Origin of the sequence: Bacillus sp. FSL W8-0519, assembly GCF_038005585.1 — a bacterium.
GTDB classification, from domain to species: domain Bacteria; phylum Bacillota; class Bacilli; order Bacillales; family Bacillaceae_G; genus Bacillus_A; species Bacillus_A paranthracis.
Genome location: NZ_JBBOTL010000002.1, coordinates 341,400 through 366,612, shown reverse-complemented (window position 1 = coordinate 366,612; position 25,213 = coordinate 341,400). Strand labels below are relative to the sequence as shown.

At 35.7% G+C, this 25,213-nt stretch carries 9 protein-coding genes; 8 read left to right on the top strand and 1 reads right to left on the bottom strand.

The features are described 5' to 3' along the window. Window positions 1-13 precede the first annotated feature (13 nt). The gene (locus tag NST14_RS29770) at window positions 14-568 is read right to left on the bottom strand and encodes a recombinase family protein (RefSeq protein WP_000904909.1); all 555 of its coding nucleotides are present in this window, start codon (window positions 566-568) and stop codon (window positions 14-16) included. Between the two features lie 381 nt (window positions 569-949). Between NST14_RS29770 and NST14_RS29765 the strand changes: the two genes are divergently transcribed. From NST14_RS29765 to NST14_RS29730, 8 genes are all read left to right on the top strand, one after another. Continuing rightward, entirely contained in the window at window positions 950-1,537 is a 588-nt protein-coding gene (locus NST14_RS29765; protein ID WP_000681199.1) for a GNAT family N-acetyltransferase, read from the top strand. Between the two features lie 219 nt (window positions 1,538-1,756). Beyond that, window positions 1,757-2,332, top strand: a complete 576-nt coding sequence (locus NST14_RS29760) for a recombinase family protein (protein ID WP_001226074.1) — start codon at window positions 1,757-1,759, stop codon at window positions 2,330-2,332. A 112-nt stretch (window positions 2,333-2,444) separates the two neighbouring features. Beyond that, a complete protein-coding gene (locus NST14_RS29755; RefSeq protein ID WP_000383880.1) occupies window positions 2,445-3,290 on the top strand; it encodes an AraC family transcriptional regulator in 846 nt (281 codons plus the stop codon). Window positions 3,291-3,615: 325 nt separating this feature from the next. Further along, window positions 3,616-4,695 (top strand): GerAB/ArcD/ProY family transporter, encoded by a 1,080-nt coding sequence (locus NST14_RS29750; protein ID WP_001190586.1) that lies wholly within the window; start codon window positions 3,616-3,618, stop codon window positions 4,693-4,695. Between the two features lie 3 nt (window positions 4,696-4,698). Then, complete coding sequence (locus tag NST14_RS29745) at window positions 4,699-6,234, top strand: spore germination protein (RefSeq protein WP_001255449.1); 1,536 nt, start codon at window positions 4,699-4,701, stop codon at window positions 6,232-6,234. After that, window positions 6,231-7,385, top strand: a complete 1,155-nt coding sequence (locus NST14_RS29740) for a Ger(x)C family spore germination protein (protein WP_000766211.1) — start codon at window positions 6,231-6,233, stop codon at window positions 7,383-7,385. Before NST14_RS29745 ends, NST14_RS29740 begins: the two co-directional genes overlap by 4 nt. Window positions 7,386-9,016: 1,631 nt before the next feature. Then, on the top strand, window positions 9,017-9,547 hold the full coding sequence (locus NST14_RS29735; RefSeq protein WP_000589748.1) for a cysteine hydrolase family protein: 531 nt from the start codon (window positions 9,017-9,019) through the stop codon (window positions 9,545-9,547). 477 nt (window positions 9,548-10,024) lie between these two features. Further along, the gene (locus tag NST14_RS29730) at window positions 10,025-25,078 is read left to right on the top strand and encodes a DUF7507 domain-containing protein (protein WP_341119490.1); all 15,054 of its coding nucleotides are present in this window, start codon (window positions 10,025-10,027) and stop codon (window positions 25,076-25,078) included. Window positions 25,079-25,213 lie beyond the last annotated feature (135 nt).

Genomic DNA, 25,213 nt, shown 5'->3' with positions numbered 1-25,213 from the left:
CCACCTTTCCGATTTATTGTCTTTCTAAATAGCGATAAATTGTAGTACGAGATACACCCCATTTTTCTGCGACATCTTTGATAGGTGTACCACTTTCAATTAGGGATTTCATCATTTCTATGTCTTTCAATCCAAACTTTTCTGGTCTGCCACCGAGCCTTCCTCTTGCTCTAGCTGCCGCTCGACCGGCAGCCGATCTTTCTTCTATTAAATTACGTTCAAATTCAGCAAAAGCTGCGAATAAGTGAAACATCAATTGTCCTGTTGCATTACTTTTATCCATTGTTAGGTTTTCTTGAAGACTATGAAAACCAATACCACGTTTATTTAAGTTATTCACAATTTGGATCAAATCTTGCATGTTGCGTCCTAGACGATCCAATCGCCAAACTACAATTGTATCGCCTTCACGTGCATAATGAATTGCTTCCTCTAAACCAGGACGTTGTTTTTTTGTTCCACTCATTTTATCGTGAAAAATCTTCTTACAACCATATTGAGTTAGTGCATCTGTTTGTAAATCTAAATTTTGTAATCCTGTAGATACACGTGCATATCCAATTAACACCAATTATCACTCTTTCTAATTTTTACTCTATTACCATTGTAACATAAGATAGAAACACATTGGTTATTGAACATAGAATAATGAACAGAGTTTTATTACATATAAGACAATAAAACACGCTTCTTTTAAATCAAAAAGAAGCGTGTTCAGAAAAGGACGAGTTTTGGAACAAATATTGGGTTTAAGAAATATTGGCAGGCTGCTTTTTTGATAAAAAGCGCTTTTTTAATTTTGTTCCGCAATCGGTCCATATTCTGGAATAAGTGATTGTATAAATAATTAAATTTTGAGATAATTATCATTAAGGAAAAGGGAGTTTAAATGGAATAAGATTGCTCACTAAAAGAAGTAATGAAAATATGACTTATAAGGGGTAGAGTTATGAAGCATAAAACATCAGAAAGATTATTTAGAATAGATTGCGGATATATATATATCCAAGAGTTTTCCATTAAAGATGCAGATAGTATATACAGAATTTCAAATCAACCCGAAATATTTAAGTTCTTGCCAGACTGGAAATCAACAAAAGAACAAAGGGTAGATTGGGTTACCAATTATGAAATACCAGCAAATAAAGCCTTTCTTGATGCCGCTGTAAATACATCAAACATAGATGGTCATTTTTTAAAACTAGGGGTATTTATTAAGGAAACAGATGAATTTATTGGTTGGTGCTGTACAGGCATTAAAGATGAGCTACCTTCACCGAATAGAGAAATTATGTATGCCATTTCAAGTGAATTTCAAAAGAAAGGATACGCTACTAAAGCGTCTAAAGGATTGATTAACTATTTGTTTACAAATACAAATTTAGATGTCATTAACGCAGTAGCTTTAATTAACAACGTTTCATCAAATAAAGTTATTGAAAAATGCGGATTTACTTATCTGAGTCAACAAACGATAGAAAATGAATTATATAATCACTATATATTGAATAAATCAGAGTGGATGAAAAAGCATTAAATGAAAATGTTGTTGTTCCAGAAAAGGGCGCTTTAATGGAGCAACGAAAAAAGCCTAATTTCTCAATTTTAATGAGAAATTGGGCTTTTTATATTTACTCATAGTGCAAAATAGCGCTTAAAATAGGTGCAAAATAACTCCTAAATTGACAATAGTAGACTGATAAAATCATAGTTTAAGAGTGTCTCATAAGACTTATCTCAAAAATGAGGTGATATTATGCGGAAAATTGGTTATATACGTGTCAGTTCGACTAACCAAAATCCTTCAAGGCAATTTCAGCAATTAAACGAAATCGGGATGGATATTATTTTTGAAGAAAAAGTTTCTGGTGCAACAAAGAATCGCGAGCAACTTCAAAAAATGTTGCAGGATTTACAGGAAGGCGACATTATTTATGTTACAGACTTAACTCGGATCACTCGGAGTACGCAGGATTTATTTGAATTGATTGATTTAATACGAAGGAAAAAGGCAAGCTTAAAATCACTCAAGGATACATGGCTAAATTTATCAGAGGATAATCCATACAGCCAATTCTTAATTACAGTAATGGCTGGTGTGAACCAATTAGAGCGCGACCTTATCCGTATGCGTCAACGTGAAGGGATTGAGTTAGCAAAGAAAGAAGGAAAGTTTAAGGGGCGTTTAAAGAAGTATCATAAAAATCACGCAGGGATGAATTATGCAGTAAAACTATATAAAGAAGGCGGCATGACTGTAAATCAAATTTGTGAAATTACTAATGTATCTAGGGCTTCATTATATAGAAATCTATCGGAAAGAAACAAATAGTTTGTCCTGATTCTATCAAAAGGTGTATTTTTTCACCAACATTTTTAGGCATGAAATGTCGGTAATTATTATCTATTTTGTTTTAAAGTAAATATTGAAAGGGAGTAAACTTATGGATTGGCTAGAAAGAATGAACAATGCGTTAAACTACATTGAAAATAGCCTGGATGAAGAAATAGACTACAAAGAGATTGCAAAAGCAGCTAACTGTTCTGAGTTTCATTTTTCAAGAATGTTCTCTTCAATCTCAGGTGTATCGCTATCAGAATATATTAGACGAAGACGGTTAACACTTGCAGCATTTGAAATTCAAAAAAGTGATATTCGGATCATCGATGTGGCAATTAAATATGGTTATATTTCTTCTGATACTTTCTCACGTGCTTTTCAAAAAATGCATGGGGTAACCCCTTCCAATGCTCGTAATAGAGGGGTACAGTTAAAAGCCTTTCCCAAAATTTCCTTTCAAATTTCTATTAAAGGAGATACCGAGATGGACTACAGAATTGAAAACCTTGATTTTGAATTAAGAATTGTCGGAAAAAGCAAGCCAGTAAAAACAAGCAGAGCATTTAAAACAATCCCTACGCTTTGGAACACTGCGAAAAAAGATGGATTTATGCAAGAACTAGTAGATATGTCATGGGAAAACCCAAAATGCACGCTTGAAAGCCTTCTGGGGGTTTGCGGAAAAGAAGCAGCCATCACAGATGAAAAGTTTTCCTATTTCATGGGCGTAAGATACGATGGGGAATCCCCAGAAAATATGGAGACGCTTATTATTCCCGCAAGTACATGGGCAGTTTTTCCGAACATAGTGGATGCATGGAAACGTTTATATTCCGAGTGGGTCCCTACCTCCGAGTATGAACTTGCAAATTTACCGTGTATAGAATGTTATTACGGTCCGAAGCATAAACCAAGACACGAACTCTGGGTCCCTGTTATCCCGAAGTAAATTACATATTCAGTAATAGAATGCTGTTTATGGAGTAACGAAAAAAGAGCCTAATTTCTCGATTAAGTTGGCGAGAAATTAGGCTTTTTATATTGAAATTTCCTTATTGTTGTAATCACCATTTACCTGAAGCGCTTCCTTTAGGAGATTATCGCAAAAATATTCCAAACCGTGTGGGGATGGTTTGATGCTAATGAGTATAATATGAGGTGTTTTATGGATAATTAATTAATAAATGGAAAGAATACCTTTGAGTAACCTAGAAATAAATTTTATTTTATTTGCTCATTAATTATTAAATCCTAATCAGATAGTAGGTTTAACAATGCAATCACATAAAGCAAATTTTTCACAAGTATTTGTTTTGTTTATGATGAGTATTGGCTTAATGAATCACGTAATGGTAATTCCTATGTTATTAGCGATCTCAAAGAGGGATTCGTGGATTTCTGTCCTCTTATCTGGAGGATTCATTCTCGGTTGGTTACTTTTTATTCAATTTATTATGAAAAAATTAGACCATACACATCTGTATTCATGGTTAAATAACCATTTTGGCAAAATTATTGCAAGGGGATTATGTTTTTTAATATATATATTTATCCTCTTATTTATTGGAGTTACCTTAAAGGATATGATTGTATGGACCGTTACATCCTATTTCCCACAAAGTCCTGCGCCTATATTAGCAATGCTATTTTTAGTTATCTGCTTTTTTGCTGCAACTTCTACCTTTACAACCTTATCTATTCTCTCAGGTTTTTTATTAGTATTTGTTGTTGCATTAGGCTTTTTCGTTATGAGTCTTAATTTTCCACATAAGGATTATTCTCAATTATTCCCTATCCTTGAGAATGGATTGACACCCGTTATCAAAGGAACCGTCTATAGTTTAGGTTCTCTGCTAGAAGTGATTTTAATATTTTTTATTCAACATAAATTAAAAATGAATATCAAGTCACGGAGTTTTATTATGCTCGGCTTAGTATTGATAGGCTTAACGCTTGGACCTTTATTGGGTTCTATTGCTATTTTTGGACCTGAAGAGGCTTCTAATCAGAGGTATCCTGCTTACGAAGAATGGAGATTATTGAAGATAGGAAAGTATATCGAACATGTAGATTTCTTTTCAATTTACCAATGGTTATCAGGTGGATTTATTAGGATTAGTTTTGGTTTATATATTATTGGACAATTATTTTCATTTAAAAACGAGAAAAAAAGGAATGTATTAATAGGAATCAGTTCACTAATTACATTTGTGGCTGTTCTTCTTCCTATAAGTGATATCGAATTTGTTCGTTTTTTACAAAATGTTTATTTTCATTTAACTTTTTTATTTTTACTTTCCTTTTCAATAGTATTAGGACTTTTAGTTTTTCTAAAAAGAGGAAAGGAGAGATAATCCTTGCGAAGATGGAATCAGAATACAAAAAAAGAGGGTAATGGAAAATTTTCTATCTATAAACCAAATCCAATATTAAATGAGGAAAAAATACGTTCAACATATCAAAATAGTGAGGATGTCAAAGTTGTTCTCCATAAAATTGGGAGTGAAGAAAAAGCTGTTGAGACCTTTTTCATTTATTGCGAAAGTTTAGTGGACAAAAAACAAATAAATCAGATTGTTATTCCTCAATTAGAAAAAATAGCTCAAAAACATCAATATCTTTTCTTAAAGGAAGAAATCCATAAGTATCAACAAGAGCTAGAGTGGACACCTTTAAAAGTGGGAGAAGGGTTAGAGTCTATCTCTTTGGAAATATTTAACGGAAATTTAGTTCTGTATTTTCCTAAGTCGCTTACCTTTTTTTCTGTCAATGCTTCAAATAAACCAAACCGTTCTACTGAACAGTCTAATTACGAAATATCCGTACGTGGGCCAAGAGACAATTTTATTGAAGATATTTCAACAAACGTGGCACTTATTCGTAAAAGATTAAGACATCCCACCTTGTCTTATCAAACGTTGACGTTAGGTAAACGGACCCAAACTCAAATAGGGATATTATATTTAAAAGATGTAGTTAATTTAGAGATTTTAGATAACATTCGAGAATGTCTAACTTTAATTGATATCGATGGCGTAATTAGTTCAACTCAAATTCAAGAGATGGTATCGAAACAATCTTTATCTATTTTTCCTCTTTGTGGTGATACAGCTAGACCAGATTTTGCAGTGGAATGCTTATTGCAAGGTAGAGTAGTGATTATAATTGATGGCTCCCCAATTGTTATTATCGCTCCTGTTACTATAACTTTTTTAATAAAAGCTGCAGAAGATTCCCACTTTAATTTTCTAACTGTATCATTTGCACGCTTTTATCGGTGGATAGGATTTCTTTTAGCTGTCTTCCTACCCGGATTTTGGATGGCATTACTTGCTTATCACCAAGATCAAATTCCTTTCCCTCTTCTTGCGACTGTGACTGTTGCAAGATCAGGTCTACCATTTCCAGCACCACTTGAGCTTATAATTGTTTTGTTCCTTTTTGAGATGTTCCGTGAAGCCGGTCAAAGATTACCCTCCCCCCTTGGTCAAACCCTTTCAGTGGTAGGCGGACTAATCATTGGGGATGCTGCAATCCGTTCGGGTTTTATCTCCCCTTCTGTCATTGTTATTACTGCTTTATCTGCTATTGCGGGATATACCTTAGTAAACCAAATATTAGCAGGAGCAGTATCCATACTCAGAGGGTTTGTACTATTATGTTCAATTTTGATGGGGTTATATGGATTTATGCTTGCCGGATTCGTAATCGTTCTTTATATCTCAAGATTACGTTCCTTTGGAATCCCTTACTTAGCTTTAGTTTTCCCAAAATCTAGTTCAGATTTTTTCAAGGGATTGTTTCGTTTACCGTGGAGAAGTTATAGACATAGAGTTGATTATCTCCGAACCAATGATAGTTCTAAAACGGACGAAGGAGAAGGAAAACAGTGAAGCTGCACAAAATAAAACTAATAATTATGATGCTTATCACTAGTGCAATGTTATCTGGATGTTGGAATATTAAAGAAGTTCAAGATATTTATTATGTTGCAGCTCTTGGTATAGATTTTAAAGAAGGAAAATATATAGCTTATGCTCAGTTACTTGACTTTTCTAACGTTGCTAAGTTAGAGGGGGCTAGACCTGATAAACAACCACCAGTGTGGATAGGAAGAGGTGAAGGTTTTACCATTACGGAAGCATTAAATCAATTATATAAGGATGCTCAACAAAGACTTTTTTGGGGACATGTATCTACAATAATATTAAGCGAAAGACTGCTCAGACAAGATATTAAAGACTCTATTGATTTTATTAATCGGTACCGAGAAATACGCTATAATATTCTCTTATACGCTACAAAGGAACCCATTGATGATATACTTAAAACAAAAGCCTTTTTTACATTATCGGGGTTGTCTACCATTCTCCATGAACCAAAGGAAAGATATAAACAACGGTCTTACATACAACCTAAACAATTTTATCAATTTATTAGAGATAGTGATCCGATGGGGCAAACTGCTTATATCCCATCACTTAAAATTTCAACAGAAAATTGGAAAGAAGAATCCAAAAAAGCACCATTATTAAGAAATGATGGAGCGTTCTTTGTAAGGAATAATCGCCTAGAAGGATGGCTTTCTGAGACTGATTTAAACGGTCTAAGATGGATGGATGAAAAAAACGTTCGATCTCCTGTGTGGATTATTGAGAATGATAGCGCTGTTGTTTCCGTAGTGATAGAGAAACCTAAGATTACAATTTCCCCTATTATGAGTAGTAAGCCCATACTTTTTAATATTCGAGTTGAAGTTCAAGCTGGAATAAATGAGAAGATCAAGGAAATTAGTGATAAAGAGTTGATTACAAAAACTGAAGATATTATCAAATTAGAAATTCTAAAATCCTTTGAAAAAGGAATAGAAATAAATGCAGATATCTACAAATTAGGTGAATCATTATACCGTCAGAATCCAAGAAAATGGAAAGAAGAAGTAAAAACAGACTCGTTTTACTTAAATGAACACAGTATAAAGAATTTAAAAGTTAAAGTTAATTTAGTTAACTCCGGAAAGTTGAAGTACCAAGATGGATCCTAATATTAATTCAAACGGTATTTATAGTTTTTTAAAAAGGCCTAAGCTCTTGCAACACCGAGAAATTAGGCTTTTTTATATTGAATTCCTTAACGTTGTAAATCCGCATTTTCCTGACGCTACCCCTAGATAAAGAAATAGGAATTCATCATTTATTTAGTTGAGTGGATATGCAGGGGAATTTACTCCGTTATTGGATAAGGACGGAAAGTCAATGGTAAAACTATATATTCGAATAAAACAATTTATATTATTCAACTATATGGTAGCTTTAGTTTCACAAGGAAATAAACAACTTTATTATCTGTTTTGATTTCAGAAGTAAAGCTGAACTTAACTTTTTTAAAAGGAGATACTACAATTTAAGCAGTGCCTCCTTTACGTTTTTATAAGTGAGTTTTAATGACCTTATTGTTTCTATTCATTATGTCCAATGCTATAGATGGGCTGATGCAGCTTGAATTCACAGTGACTTCTTTAATTTTGTTTTTCCTTTTCTTCTAGGAATGAGCAGTTAGTTTTCTGCTGAATGCTCTTTTATATTAACTTGTTTGTCATCATATATTACGGATATGTAGCTATTAACTCATAGGGTCTTCTTTTAAAGAGCACTTGTACCTAGTGCTCTTTTTAGTTTCCTTATTTAGCTCACTTTTAATTTTACATAATATTTTTAATTCCGTTTATACTATAGTTGTAACTTTAAGTTACAACGTATTGTGGGTATCGTTATTGTTGGACAATAAAGCAGTTAGTTCATTGAGCTAGCTGCTTTATTATTTAAATAATAACAACATTAAACCTCTCCCTATAAATTGTTATTCATAACATCATTAGTTACTATATTTTAGTTTTATTTCCCACTTTTCCAGCATATTCTTTAAGAAGGGTGTTTAGCTAAAAAAGTTACCTCCTTATCGATGAGCACTCACTTATGTAGTGCTCCTTTTCATGCTGTACAATTCTGTTTTACTTGTATAATTATATATAGTTTCTTTTTTGAACCTCCCACATTCTTTTTTACAAGTTGCAATGAAACAGTTAGCTTTTTTCTAACTATCCTGTTTTTATTTTTCACTTTTTAGTTAAACGTACATATATTAACTTTGAACAATGGCCAATAGGATACTTAACCTACCTCTCTAAGAGCACATTTATATCTGTGCTCTTTTTTGAGTCACTTTAAAATAACGATTTTGTTTAGTTATCATTTGATTAATCATATTTAAAATTTTTTAACATATCTTAATTTTAATCAGGAATTACACTACCCCCCAGTAGATCTGTAGTTCCTGTAATTGAGCCTATAACTCTGATTAGAACCTGTTATAAACAACAGGTTCTATTTATGGTCATTCTTCATCCCCATCGTTGCGATAGGTAAGACTTTGAAGTTATCTCCATCTTTTGCGCCACTTAACACTGTACGTGCGAAATTCACTACATTCAAACACCTCTAGGCTACATTAAGCAATACAAACTTTATTAATGTATTCATTTCTAGCTTGAAGATAAAAAAATTCATGATTCCACATATTTATATTCTCTATCCATTTTGGATACTTTAAAAATGGATACTTATTTTATACATATTTTACTTGTATGATTTTAATCAAAATGTGAGGTGGTCGTTTATGATAAAAGGCTATGCAGCATTGCTTATTATAGATGTACAAGTGGGTTCATTTAAAGAAGAAAGAATGCTATATAAAGGAATTGAATTATTAAAAAACATTCAATTGTTAATCCATAAAGCTCGTACTGTCCAAGCGCCTATTTTTTACATGAAGTTTAATGGGAAAACAGGATCTTTATTAGAGCATGGAAATCCGGAATGGGCAATTCATGAATCTGTAGCTCCACTATCTGAAGATATCGTTCTTGAAAAAAACCACCCTGATTCATTTCATGAAACAAGTCTTCAACAAGAATTGAATAAAAGGGACATCGAACACATTGTGATTACAGGCGTTCAGTCTGAAATATGTATAGATGCGACGTGTCGACGTGCATATAGCTTAGGGTATGATGTTACTCTTGTTGAAGATGGGCATAGTACATATGACACTACATTATTATCGGCATCCCAAATTATTAAGCATCATAACGATATAATAGGTGAATGGTTTGCTGATTTGAAAAAAGCTCAGATAATTGAATTTTAATTAATCTTGAATAGGTTTTTCTTGATAGATATAGTACGAATCATTTAAATTTAGCTAAGGTATTAATCCTGTTTCCTATTATTAAATATATGTTTTACTGTATGCGATAATGTAATAATTATATTCTAATAATTAAATGCCCCTTTTAGGGCTACAGACACACCGTTATTAAGTAACAAAAAGCTTATTTTTTTTATTTTGGGGTAATTCTAAATTCTTAAGTTGATGGGCATGTGGTGCTATCCAAAAGTCAAAATAAACAAAATAGAGGAACAAATGCAGTTTTATAAATCAATGTTTGTGTCCCTGGAGTTTCCTTTAATGTTAATATTAACTGATTTAAAAATAGCCCTTGTTACTATTAAATTCCTTCCAATGATTAAGGAAGGAATTTATAGTTCAATTATACATGTTCCTTTTGATTGTTTATATGCATATCGTATTTTGACCAAAACTATATGCAAATGAGGTGAAAAAATGCCCATTACGAATCGATTTTCTACCACTACTAACGGGGCACTTGCGATTACAGGGAACACACTAGGTTTAAGTAAAATTAGTAACCAAAACCGTGCTGGTACAATCGGGGCAATTGGTGCATTCGTAACTACGAATACCGCTTTACAAGTACCTACTTTTCCTGCTGGTACAACGTTAAACTATACACAAAATAGTTCTACCGCTGTATTAAATATCCCTGCTGGTAGTACGATTCTTTACGCAGAACTCGTTTGGGGTGGAAACTATTTATCTCGTGATCAAAACATTACGAGTGTATTAGGAAACCCTGTTTCTTTTACAACACCTGTTTCAACATACTCAATTAACCCTTCGGCTGTTACAGCTTCAAATCAAACTTTCGTTTCTGGATCTGTCACATTTGGATTCTATACACGATCTGCAGATGTAACATCTCTCGTTCAAGCTGCTGGATCTGGCTCTTATACAACTGGCTCTGTCCCTGGACTTGTTGATCCTTTAGATGCTTCTAATGGGGCTATCAATTCTTCTGGATGGACGCTCATTGTCGCTTATCAAAATGGGACATTGCCAGCAAGAAACTTAACCATTTATGTAGCGGGTAACCGTGTTTCTGCTGATACCGGTAGTGCAGATGTAGCTGTTTCAGGATTTTTAACACCTTCAGGGGGACCTGTAAGCGGACGATTATTTTTGAGTTCTACCGAAGGGGATGCTGATTTAATTGGGGATCAGGCTCTATTCGGACCAAATTTCAGTTCATTAAACGCTTTATCCGGACCAAATAATGCCATAAATAATTTCTTCGGTTCCCAAATTAATAATGCTGCAGGAAACTTAGATACAACAGGGACATTTGGAACGCGAAATCAAAGTGCTTCTTCAGGTACAAACATCTCTGCAGGAAGACAAGGCTGGGACATTACTTCCATTGATATTTCTCCCTATTTAACAAATTCTCAAGTATCTGCCGCAATCCGTTTAACAACTAACGGAGATGCATACATGTTAAATACAGTCGGCTTACAAATTAATATAAACTCACCTAATATACAAGCAACGAAAAGCGTGAATAAAAGTGTAGCTACAATTGGAGACATTCTCACTTATACAGTTACTATCCCTAATACCGGACTTCTTCCCGCCAATAACGTTATTTTGACAGACATTCTCCCTAATGGGACTTCCTTTATACCTGGCACTGTAACGGTAGATAACATACCACAAACAAATGCAAATCCTGCCGCTGGTATATCTCTTGGAACAATTAATAATGGTGCTTCTCGTACAGTAACTTTCCAAGCGACTGTCGTTTCTCTGCCAAATCCAAATCCGATTTCTAACACTGCTAATATTACATTTCAATATACACCAATCGCCGGTGGAACGACCTTTAACGGTCTTGCAACAAGCAACTCTGCTGGAACACAAGTTAACCTCGCAGATATTAATGGCACAAAATCAGTTAATAAACTTTTTACCGATATTGGTGAAACGCTAACTTACAGTATTGCCTTAGCTAATATAGGAAATATCGCTGCAACAAATGTTATATATACGGACCTGATTCCTAGCGGGACTACTTTCATTCCAGGGAGCGTAACTGTGAACGGAGTTATCCAAGCTGGCGCAAATCCCGCTACTGGTATATCAATTGGATCTATTGCTGCTAATTCTACGACTACGGTTTCATTTCAAGTATTCGTTCCTTCTATCCCGCAAACAAATCCAATATTAAATAGTGGTACAACAACTTATCAATACATTCCTGTGCCAAATCAACCGGCAGTAAGCGGGACTGATACGACGAATATTGTCTCCACTCAAGTGAATAATGCTACTGTAACAATGACGAAAGCAGTAGATAAAAATTTTGCAGATATTGGTGATACACTAACGTACACCGTTTCCTTTACAGGTACAGGTAATACGAATGCGAACAATGTTATTTTTACAGATGTCATTCCTACTGGAACAACTTTTGTTATAAACAGTTTAACAATTGATGGCACGACACAAGTGGGCGCAAATCCCGCTAACGGTGTGAACATTGGATCCATCCCAACTGGTACAACAAAAAATGTTTCATTTCAAGTAGTAGTAAATACAATACCCGCGTCAAACGTCGTATCTAATGGATCAAGCGCTTCTTATCAATATACCGTCAACCCTAGCCAATCACCAGTTACAAAAAACATTTCTTCTAATCTCGTTTCCACTCAAATTAATAATGCGAATGTAACATTAACAAAATCAACTAACAAACAATTTGCCACAATTGGCGAAACGATAAGTTATACAATCCTTATTACAAACAGTGGAAATACAGCTGCAACTAACGTACAGCTAACAGATTCACTTCCAAATGGAACGATATTAACACCAGGTTCGGTAACACTCAACGGTGTTTTACAAAATGTAGATTCTCTCGTTTCCGTACCTATTGGTACAATACCCGGAGGAGCTACTTTCACCTTATCCTTTCAAGTAACAGTCATCAATATTACGACCCAAAATCCTATCATTAATAACGCCTTCGCTTCTTATCTATATACTGTAAATGCAAGTTTGCCACCGACTTCAAAAACAGCAAATTCTAATTCTGTTACATCAACAATTAGACTAGCAAATCTCCATGCTAATAAATCTGTAGATAAAACGTTTGCGGAAGTTGGTGATGTATTAACTTACACCTTTGCCCTTACTAACGATGGAAATGTTGCAGCGAACAATGTATTACTATCTGATTCAATTGCGAATGGAACCGCTTTTGTCCCAAACAGCGTTATAGTTAACAGTGTTACTCAGCCAGGCGTTACACCAGCTAGCATCAATATTGGTAGCATCAATGCTAATACTACAATTACAGCTTCATTCCAAGTAGTAATAACTAGCATTCCAAATCCAAACCCTATTTCAAATAGCGCTTCCATCTCCTATAACTTTATCGTTGATCCAAACACTTCACCTGTAAGTAAGAACACTACTTCAACCACTACATTTACTCAAGTAAACGATGCAAATGTCATTTCAGCCAAAACAGTGGATCGAGCGTTCGCTACCGTAGGGGATATATTAACTTATACTGTTACTTTGACGAATGCAGGAAGTGTTTCTGCTGATAGCCCTACTTTCGTAGATACGAATCCAGACGGTACTACCTTTATTCCAAATACTTTTCTTATTAATGGTGTACTTCAAAATAACGCAGATCCAAATATAGGTGTTCCACTACCTTCCATTGCTGCTAATGGCTCACTTAATGTCTCTTATCAAGTAACCGTCACCTCTTTACCAGCACAAAACCCAACATTAAATTCATCTAGTACACAGTATAGCTTTATTCTAAATCCGGGCGATCCACCAACTATAGAAACATCTTTGAGTAATACTGTAAGTACACAAATCAACTTAGCAAATGTAGTTATTGTCAAACAGGTAGATGTAACTATTGCTGATGTTGGGCAACCAATCACATATACCATTGCTTTAGCTAACACTGGAAATACTCCAGCAAATAATGTAGTCGTTACTGATATACTCCCTCCTGGCACAACTCTCGTACCAAATAGTATTTTTATAGGCGATGCTTTACAACTAGGTGCAGATCCAAGTGTCGGCCTTCAAGTTGGTACAATTCCAGCAGGCGGAATTACAACTATTGTCTTCCAAATTACTACGAATGGCATACCTTCACCAAATCCAGTGCAAAACAGTGCTGCACTTCAATATAGCTTTATCGCAGATTCAAATTTACCTGCTGTTGTAAGAAATGCTACTAGTAATATAGTAACAACACAAATTAACACCGCTAATATTGTTGCTACGAAACTAACAAGTACAAATTTCGCTGATGTTGGCGATGTCATAACTTATGCAACGATTTTAACGAATAACGGCAATATCCCTGCCTCTAATGTAACGTTTACAGATATCATTCCAGCTGGTACCATCTTCCTTCCTAACACTGTAATGATTAACGGTGTCCCTATAGCTAATGCAAACCCTGCTAATGGCATTTTAATTGGGACGATAGGAGCGAATTCATCACGTACTGTTGCATTTCAAGTTTCTGTACCAACTATTCCTAGTCCAAATCCGATTACGAATCAATCGAGCACTACATTCCAATACACATACGACGCATCCAAATCAGTTGTAACGCAGATGGTGGCCTCTAACACCGTACAGACAACTATTAATAACGCTACGATTGCCGCTGTAAAATCGGCAGATAAACACTTTGCTAACGTAAATGATATTATTACGTATACAACTACTTTAACGAATAACGGGAACACACTTGCATCAAATGTAATTTTTACAGATGTAATTCCAAACGGAACATCATTTATTCCTAATAGTGTAACAGTAAATGGCAATACACTTCCTAATACAAACCCAGCAAGTGGGATTGCAATTGATCCAATAAACCCTAATACAAGTGCAACAATCTCATTTCAAGTAATAGTAAATTCCATTCCTAGTCCAAATCCAATCCCGAACCAAAGCAATACAGCGTACCAATATGTCATAGATCCTAACTTACCTCCAGCATCCGCTAATGCGTTAAGTAACGTAATAACAACTCAAATTAATAACGCTACAATCGTCGCTACGAAGTCAGTAAATACACCGACAGCTGCAATTGGGGATATCGTTACTTATACGATTGCCGTTACGAATACAGGAAATATTCCTGCTAGTGCTACAGTTTTAACAGATGGACTCGGCGCAGGCGCTTCATTTGTCCAAAACTCTGTAACTATCAATAATATTCCGCAGCCGGGTTTAGATCCATCACTTGGTATTCACTTAGCAGATATTCCCCCAGGAGATACTGTATTCATTACTTTTCAAGCACAAATTTTAGCGATACCACCTAGTGGCACATTAACAAATAATGCTCTTGTAAATTATGAGTATACCGTGAACCCAAACCAATCACCTGCTGTTGATAGCACAATTACGAATACGACGGTTACTCCAATTATTGATGCTACTTTAGTTTTAAATAAAAATGCGAGTACAACTTTCGCTACAATTGGTGATACGATTACATTCACTTCATCTATTACAAACACAGGAAATACTACTGCGAACAACATTGTGTTTACAGATTCCATTCCAAATGGTACTACCTTTGTCCCAAATAGCTTTAAAATAAATGGTGTAACCGTCCCAAATGCAAATCCACAAAATGGTATCAATATTGGCAACTTGAATTCAAATGCATCTGCTACACTCAGTTTTCAAGTAAACATTACATCACTCCCAAATCCGAATCCAATCCCAAACCAATCATCGCTTCAATATAGCTTTATTGTAGGTATAAATGAACCGCCAGTTTCACGAACAGTTCAATCTAATAAAACTTTTACACAAGTAAATACTGCTTCCGTTATCGTAACAAAAACTGCAAGCAGTGCATTTGCTGCTGTTGGAGATACAATTACGTATACAACTACCCTCACCAATAGCGGAAATACTACCGCAAACACACCTGTTTTTATCGATATATTACCACCTGAACTTTCATTCGTTCCTGATAGCGTACAAATTAATACCATCCCACAACTTGGATTTAGACCAGATAGCGGGATTTCTTTAGACTCAATTCCAGTTGGAGGAACGACAACCATTAGCTTTCAAGCTATCGTTGGCTCAATACCAGTTACAAATTCAACTTTGAACCAGTCTAGCACGACATACTCGATCATTGTTGATCCTACCCAGCCGCCGGTGACAGAAACAGCTACAAGTAATCCAACTTTAGTTCAAATTAACGAAGCGATTATTCAAGCAACGAAAAGTGTGGATCGACTATTTTCTGACGTAGCACCTGGAAATTCATTTTTAACGTATACTGTTTTATTGGAGAATATAGGAAACACAACTGCTACGAATATCATTTTTACAGATCCGATTCCAAATAATACAGTGTTTATAGCGGATAGCGTTCGAGTAGGCGGGGTTTTATTACCTGGGGTAAATCCAGCGAATGGGGTACCAATTGGGGATATTATTGCAGGAGATTTTACAAACATTACCTTCCGCGTGCAAGTAGTTAGCATCCCAAATCCTATTTTTACAATCGGACCTGGAGGACCAAACTCACCAGTTGTAAACGGTGCTTCTATTGATTATCAATTTATGACAGGACCTAATTTACCACTTGTTTCACGAAATACGACATCTAATTCTGTTTCGACACAAATAAATTCTGGGGAAATTGTGGCAATCAAATCTGTAGATAAAACTTTCGCAACGATTGGCGATACAATTTCTTATACAATTACATTAAGCAACCCTGGAAATGTCACTTCACAAAATATAATTTTCACGGATACTTTACCTGATGGAACGGCATTCATATCTGGCACTCTTACAAACGATTCTGGTACACAGCAGATCGGAAATCCAGCTAACGGGATTCAGATTGGAAATATAAATCCAAACGGAACGGCTGTGATTACTCTCAACGTACTTGTTACAAATATTCCAAGTATAAATCCAATTTCTAATTCTAGTTCTGTACAATTTTCATATGTGGTCGACCCTAGCCAACCTTCCGTATCACAAATGAATGTATCTAATGCTGTTTCGACAACTATTAATAGTGCAATTTTAACAACCCAAAAAAGTGCTGATAAATCTATCGTTTCAGTTGGAGATACGATTACGTATACAACTACTATTACAAATACAGGAAATACAGCCGCTACGAATATTACTTTCACAAGCGCTATTCCAGCTAGCATTACCTTTATACCAAATTCATTCACGATAAATGGCGTTCAGCAGTCTGGTGCACAACCAGCACTGGGAGTAACTATACCAAATATCGCACCGGGTGAAACAGTAACTGGTACTTTCCAAGTAAATGTTATTTCTGTTCCCCCTTCAAATTCGATTATGGGTAATGACACAATTTTATATTCTTATACTGTCGATCCAAACGGAACTCCTATTACAACTTCTATTTCAACAAATATCGTTACAAACCCGGTACTAGATGCTATGATAACGATGGTGAAATCTGTAGATCAAACACTTGTAACACTAGGTGATACCATTACCTATACGACAATTTTAACGAATAGCGGTAATACAAACGCTACGAATATTACTTTCACTGACCTCATACCAGATGGTACGACGTTTATAACTGATAGCGTTACAATAGATGGCATCACACAAATCGGGCTCAACCCTAATACAGGTATTACAATTGGATTAATTGCTCCTAACAGCTCAATATCTATAGCATTTCAAGTGACCGCTACTTCTACCCCTGTTCAAAATCCTATTGCCAATTCCGCTACTGCTTCTTACACATTTATCGCTGATCCCAATGCACCTATTGTTTCAAGAAACGCTACTTCAAACACAGTGTTTACTACGATTAATACAGCTAACATTCTTTCATTAAAACAAGTCGATAAATCCTTTAGTCATATTGGAGACACACTCACTTATACTGTCGTTTTAACAAACAATGGAAACTCATCCGCACAAAATGTTATATTTACAGATACCGTGCCAAGCGTCACTACATTTATTGCAAACACATTTTCTATTAATGGAGTTCCTCAAAGTGGGGCGGATCCATCGAACGGTGTGAATATTGGGACAATAACAGCCGGGACTACAGTAACAGTTTCGTTCCAAGTTACTGTAACATCATTACCAAACCAAAACCCAATTGTAAATTTCTCATCAACATCGTATCAATTAGTCTCACCACCTGATGCAGAAACTTCAATTAGTAATCCTGTTTCAACCCAAATTAACGAAGCAATATTGTCTATGACGAAAAATGAAAGTGTATCCTTTGCAGATATCGGGCAAACTGCTTTTTATACTACTTCTATTACCAATGTAGGCAATACCGATGCAACTAATATTGTATTCACAGATACATTACCAAGTGGACTCACATTTGTTCCTAACACATTAACGGTCGATGGCGTTTTACAACCGAATGCGAATCCAAATACAGGCGTATTACTTGCAACACTTCCACCAAATGAAATATATAGTATCGTCTTTCAAGTTACGGTGAACAGCATTCCACCTATTAATCCAGCACCGAATACAGCAGCAACGACATATGAGTTTATTGTTGATCCTGTTAACCCTCCAGTATCGAGTGCAGCTACTTCCAACACAACGCTTCTTCAAATAAACAACGCAACTATTATTAGCACAAAAACAGCAGATCTTACTTTCGCGGATATTGGTAATACAATAACATTTACACTTAACCTCCCTAATACCGGGAATACGGCTGCAACTGATGTAACTATTATCGATATTCTTGATAGTAATTTAAGTTTCGTTCCAAATAGTTTCACAGTTAATGGGCAAACCATTCCAAACGCTGATTTATCTACTGGTGTAAATATTGGTGCCATTAACGGCGGTAATGCAGCAATCGTCACATTCCAAGCAACTGTTACCACACTTCCTACACTTAATCCTATTTCTAATTATGCTTCTATCACATATCATTATGTCGTTGATCCTAGCCAACCATCTATTACAACTTCTAATCAATCTAATACAACAACCACACAAATTAATAGCGCTATCCTTACTGCACAAAAAAATTCAAATGTATCTACGGTTGACATTGGGCAAGATATTGTCTACTCCGTTACAATTACAAATAGCGGAAATGTTAGTGCAACAAATGTTATTTTTACCGATCTTATTCCAGATGGAACTTCATTTGAACCGAATAGTTTTACACTTAACGGAACTAGCATCCCAACTGCAGATATCGTTACAGGGGTTCCAATTGGTGATATCGCGCCAAACCAATCTGTCATTGTGGCATTTAATATTATCGCAGATGAAATCCCGCCTATAAATCCAATTACCAATCAAGCTAGCGTTAACTTTCAACATATCGTTAATCCGACTAATCCACCAGTTTCAAAAAACATTACTTCTACTACTGTTTCAACAAAAATCGAAAGTGCAATTTTAAACACGATTAAAATCGGAGATAATGCTTTTGCAACGATTGGTGATACGATTACGTATACAACTACGATTACGAATACAGGAAATATTCCAGCTAACAACGTTGTTTTCTCAGACCCTTTACCTTCATGGACACAATTTGTTACAGGATCAGTTGTTGTTGACGGTACTTCATTACCATCCGCTTCTATCACCAGCGGTATTGGCATAAATACAGTCAATCCAGATCAAACTGTAACAATCATATTCCAAGTTCAAATTGTAAGCAATCCGACAACATTCACTCCTGAACTCCAAAACTTAGCATTTGTGAACTTCCAATATAACGTAGGCAATGCATTACAGGCTCAGCCTGGCAACGTGGAAACGAACGTCTTCGTTACTTCTATTCATTCAGCAATACTTTCAGCTGTAAAAACTGCTAGTACAGCCTTTGCAAATATTGGCGACACGATCACTTATACCGTTTTAATTCAAAATAGCGGCAATACAAATGCTACGAATGTAAATTTCTCAGACCTCATTCCAGCAGGAACGACCTTTGTTGAAAATAGTTTTACTGTAAATGGAAATACCATTCCAGGTGCAAATCCAAATAGTGGAGTTACTATCGGGACGGTTAGCGCGGGTAGTTCCTTAACTGTTACTTTCCAAGTCATAGTTACATCTACTCCACCTTCAAATCCAATTACAAACGTTGCATCTATTCAATATGCATTCATCGTTGATCCGGCGGCTCCTCCTGTTACCGGCACAATAAATTCTAATAGCGCTTCAACACAAATTAATAACGCGACTGTTACAACTATTTTAGAAGCAAATCGAACAATCGTATCTACCTTAGATATCATTACGTATACAGCAACATTAACGAATACTGGAAACTTCCCTGCAAACTCTGTATTACTCATTAACGGAGTTCCTGAAGGAGCATTATTTGTTCCAAATAGTGTCACGCTTAACGGGATTTCACTTCCAGATGCAAGTCCAACTCTTGGTATTCCAGTTGGTATTATCGCACCAGGTGATTCTGCTACTATTACGTTCCAATTTCTTGCAAGCTCTATTCCATCGCAAGGAGCAATTATAAATCAAGCACTTACAAGTTACACGTATATTGTCGATCCGAGTCAACCTCCAGTTACAGCAACCTCCTCATCTAATACGGTTAGTACAGCTGTCGTTGATGCATCGCTGTCTGTAATTAAAAATACAGATTCTCTCGTACAATCTACTAACGGTACAATCACTTACACTGTAGTCGTTCAAAATAACGGGAATACAACTGCAAATACAGTTACTTTAACAGATTTGGTCCCAGAAGGAACTGCATTTATTCCGAATAGTGTGACCATTGATAGTGTCTCAATTCCAGGTGCCGATCCAAACGTAGGGATACCATTAAACTCCATAGCGCCTTCAGACATTATCACCATAACATTCCAAGTGATCGTTCAATCCATTCCAAGCGTGAATCCAATTTCTAATATAGCCCGTATTGCCTATACTTTTATCGCCGATCCAAACGCTCCTATCATCTCTCGAACAATAACGTCTAATCCAGCAGTCACACAAATTTCGGATGCGAATGTTCTTTCATTAAAAGCAGTCAATGCACAACAAGCAACAACAGGTGATATTTTGACTTATACGATAACGCTAGAGAATACCGGAAATATTCCTGCTTCAAATCTTATATTTTCAGATACTCTTCCAGAAGGGACTACATTCGTAGACAATAGTTTTACACTTAACGGAACAGCTATACTTGGTGCAAATCCAAATGCAGGTGTTACTTTGCCTAACCTAGCAGCAAACGCTACTCACCTTATTTCGTTCCAAATTCTTATTAACGATCCATTCTCGCAACAATCGATTACAAATCAATCCAATACAACATATACAATTCAACCAGATCCAGGGCAACCGCCTATTACGGAAACATCTACTAGTAATATCGTCATTACAAATTTCGTGCAAGCACAATTAACAATTACAAAAACATCCAATCCAACAACTGTAGATATTGGTGGAACGATACTTTATATTTCTGAAGTGAAAAATATCGGCAATGTTGACGCAATAAATATTATTTTTACAGATTCGATTCCAGCTGGGACTACATTCGTTCCCGACAGTGTCACAATTAACGGTGTACTTCAGCCTGATACAAATCCAGAAAACGGAATATCAATTGGAACGATCCCATCAAATAGTTCCAAAACAATACTATTTCAAGTACAAACAAACAATCCACCTACTGAAACCGAAATTGTAAATCAATCTTCAGCAACGTACCAATATGTAAGCATTCCTACAGCTCCCCCAGTAAATCGCTCTGCAACTTCTAATATCGTTACAACATCACTTCAAAATGCAAATATTATTTCTGTTAAGCAGGCAGATGTTACTTTCGTATCCATCGGGCAAAATATTACCTACACAAATACACTACAAAATATAGGAACTGTTCCGGCTAACAATACATTGTTCATTGACAATATTCCAGAAGGTACTATATTCATTGAAGATAGCTTATCAATAAATAATGTCATTCAGCTTGGTGCGAACCCTGAAAATGGAATAACTCTTGGCACGATACAACCAGATGAAACAGTCACTATTTCATTCCAAGTACAACTTACAAGTATACCTCCTGGCAATACAGTCATTAACATTTCAGACACTTCGTATGAATACCAAATTGAGCCTAGTTCTCCAATTATTCAGCGTAGATCGTTATCAAATGCCGTAACTACTGAAGTCCGTACAGCAAATGTTAGTTCACTTAAATCTGCTAACAGATCTATTACACGCATAGGTCAAATCATCACATATACAGTCGCAGTTACAAACGCTGGTACAGTACCTATTACAAATACTCTCCTAATTGACGCAATTTCTGCTGGCACCACATTCATTCCAAATAGCATTCTTGTAGATGGTATACCAAGACCTAACGAGAATCCAAGTACCGGAATCACCCTTAATATTATCCTTCCAAACAATACAATTATCGTTACATTCCAAGTAAATGTAGTCTCTATACCTCCTCAAAATAACATTAATAATATCGCCGTCATCCACTATGAGTATCAGCCGGACCCAAGCTTACCACCAATTTCAGAAACGACATCTTCCAATACTACAAATATACAATTTATTGATGCTATTCTTATCGCTACAAAATCTGCTAATACAATAGTAGCTAATATTGATGAAACTATTGAATATACAGTACTCATTCAAAATAACGGATCCACTACAACTAACTCCATCTTTTTTACAGATACGATAGAAGATGGAACAGTCTTTATTCCAGGAAGTGTAATAGTTAACAACACGGTACTTCCTGCAGCAGATCCAAATATCGGTTTTTCTATTCCTAATATTGCGTCAAGTCAAGCGACTACAATAACGTTCCAAGTTTCCGTTACGAATTTACCTGCTGTAAACCCAACACCTAATACTGCAAACATCGTCTACGACTTTATTTTCAACCCTGATTTTGCACCAATTCAAAAATCGACTAATTCCAACACTACTTTCGTTCAAATTAATGATGCTGATATCGTTTCACTTAAAACTGTTGATTTGACTTCTGTAACAATTGGTGACATTTTAACTTATACAACAACTTTAACGAATACAGGGAATACAGATGCCACTGCTGTTGTATTTACAGACAATATTCCTGGTGGAACTACCTTTATTGACGGTAGCGTTTTAGTAAATAACATTCCGCAGCTTAACGCCAATCCAAGTACCGGTATACTTGTAGGAACGATTGCTCCTAACATTTCTATCCCAGTCACATTTTCTGTTACCGTCATAGCGCTTCCAGCTAGCGGCCATGTTCAAAATCAATCAACTTCTCGTTATACGATAAATGGAGAAGAACAAATATCGACTAGTAATATTACCTTCACTGAAGTTATTACTGCTACTGTAGTCGCAACAAAAACAACGCCTATCCAATACGCTGACTTACAAACGATTATCCCTTACACAATTTCCATCACAAACAATGGGAATATACAAGTAGAAAACATTATCGTGACAGATATCATCCCAGCAAATACGAACTTTATAGAGAACAGTGTTATTGTGAATGGCAACGCTCGTCCAAATGACAATCCACTTAACGGGATACAAATCGAGAACATTCCGCCTAATACAACAGCAACTATTCTATTCCAAGTACGGGTTACTTCGATTCCGCAAACAAATCCAATCTCTAACACGAGTACAATTGAATACCAATACACGTTACCAGGTCGACCACCTATTACCGAAACTATTATTTCATCAGCTGCCGTAACAGAAATTAATCACGCGACTTTAAATAGCAATAAAGCTGTTGACCTTGCATTTGCAACTGTCGGTGATACGTTAACGTATACGATTACACTCAATCAAACTGGTAATGTTGCAGCAAATGATGTAGTCATTCAAGATATAATTCCTCAAGGTACCACATTTATAGAAAATAGCGTTATTGTAAACGGAGAAACTCTTCCGGGAGTTAATCCAGTAAGTGGCATACCAATTGGTACTATAATTGTTGGTGGAGACGCTATTACTTCATTCCAAGTAACTGTGACTTCTATTCCAATACAAAACGAACTCACCAACCAAGCAATCACTACTTTTAACTATAAAGTCAACCCAAATAACGTACCTGTTACAAATACGACGACAACAAATACAGTCACAACAACCGTCCAAAATGATAATGTCATTGCGATAAAAGCTGTTGATTTCACGAGTGCCTTACCTGGTCAAACTTTAACGTACACCATTACGATTACTAATAGTGGTAATATCACTATTGAAGATCTTCTTCTAGTAGACACGGCACCAGTAGATACGACATTCGTTATTGGTAGTGTTACGATTAACGGAATCAATCAACCTAATGCGAATCCTGAAAATGGTATTACGCTAGGCAACCTTGCTCCAAACGAATCTGTTATTATTACATTCCAAGTGACAATATCTTCTTCTACTCTTCAATCTACAATCAATAACGATGCTACTATTTCCTATACACCTATTGTCGGTCCAATCCAACCACCTATTACGATTACAAAGCAAATAAATACAGTTACAAAGCAAACAAATACCGTTACAACGACAGTCGTTGATCCGATGGTTGACATTGAAAAAACAGCTGACAAATCTATTGTCGTTATAGGAGATATCATTACATTCACATTAGCGGTATTTAATCACTCCCCAATTCCGACAATCAGTACTTCTGTTATAGACAGCATTCCAGCTGGTACAACATTTATAGAAAACAGCGTAACTATTAACGGTACTTCGGTTCCAAATGTTCGTCCAGACACTGGTATTAATATTGGTTCTTTATCTGCAGGTACAGTAGCAACTATAACATTTCAAGTCCTCGTAACTTCTATTCCTTCAAACAGTACAATTATAAATTCTGCAACAGTTACCGCTGCTTTTCAATTGACACCACAGGATCCAATTATTACTTTCATTGTTAATTCAAATATTGTTCGTATACCAGTTCAATTTATAACTACAACAGTCACGAAAAATGCTTCCGTCAGCTCAGCTTATTTAAATCAATATTTTGATTACACGGTACGCATTACAAATACTTCCAAAATTTCACTCTCAAATATTTCGTTACAAGATACTATTCCAGCAGGTTTACAATTTATAAACGGCACTGTCTTTATTAACGGTGAACGCTCTCCACTAGCGAATCCGAATATCGGTTTCCTAGTTGCCACTAATTTAGAGCCAAACGAAACAATTATCGTGTTATTCACAGTACAAGTAATAAGTCCACCTGTTAATAATGAGTTTAAAAATACGGCCAATATTTCGTTACAACTTCAAGTCTCGCCTACCGATCCACCAATTACAGTAACCGTTACAAGTAACGAGAACATCGTCACCTTTGTTCCAGAAAATCCAGATGAAACACTTCCAAATTTAAATTGCTTCTTTGACGGTGAACGCTTCATTCGCATTACTCCTCGAAATATAAGAAATTACCTTTGGGCTTGGATTTGGTGGCAGTAATTAAATAAAAAATAAAAAGCTTGTAATTTGGATGTTATCCAAATTACAAGCTTTTTTGACATGGTACCTCTAGTTACTTAATCTATTTCAAACCTCTGATAAAAAATTATTCAGTCAATTTTTTAGTTGAAAAGA

Coding starts and splice junctions, on each gene's coding strand:
- NST14_RS29765 (WP_000681199.1), top strand. CDS start 950: ATGAAGCATAAAACATCAGAAAGATTATTTAGAATAGATTGCGGATAT.
- NST14_RS29760 (WP_001226074.1), top strand. CDS start 1,757: ATGCGGAAAATTGGTTATATACGTGTCAGTTCGACTAACCAAAATCCT.
- NST14_RS29755 (WP_000383880.1), top strand. CDS start 2,445: ATGGATTGGCTAGAAAGAATGAACAATGCGTTAAACTACATTGAAAAT.
- NST14_RS29750 (WP_001190586.1), top strand. CDS start 3,616: ATGCAATCACATAAAGCAAATTTTTCACAAGTATTTGTTTTGTTTATG.
- NST14_RS29735 (WP_000589748.1), top strand. CDS start 9,017: ATGATAAAAGGCTATGCAGCATTGCTTATTATAGATGTACAAGTGGGT.
- NST14_RS29730 (WP_341119490.1), top strand. CDS start 10,025: ATGCCCATTACGAATCGATTTTCTACCACTACTAACGGGGCACTTGCG.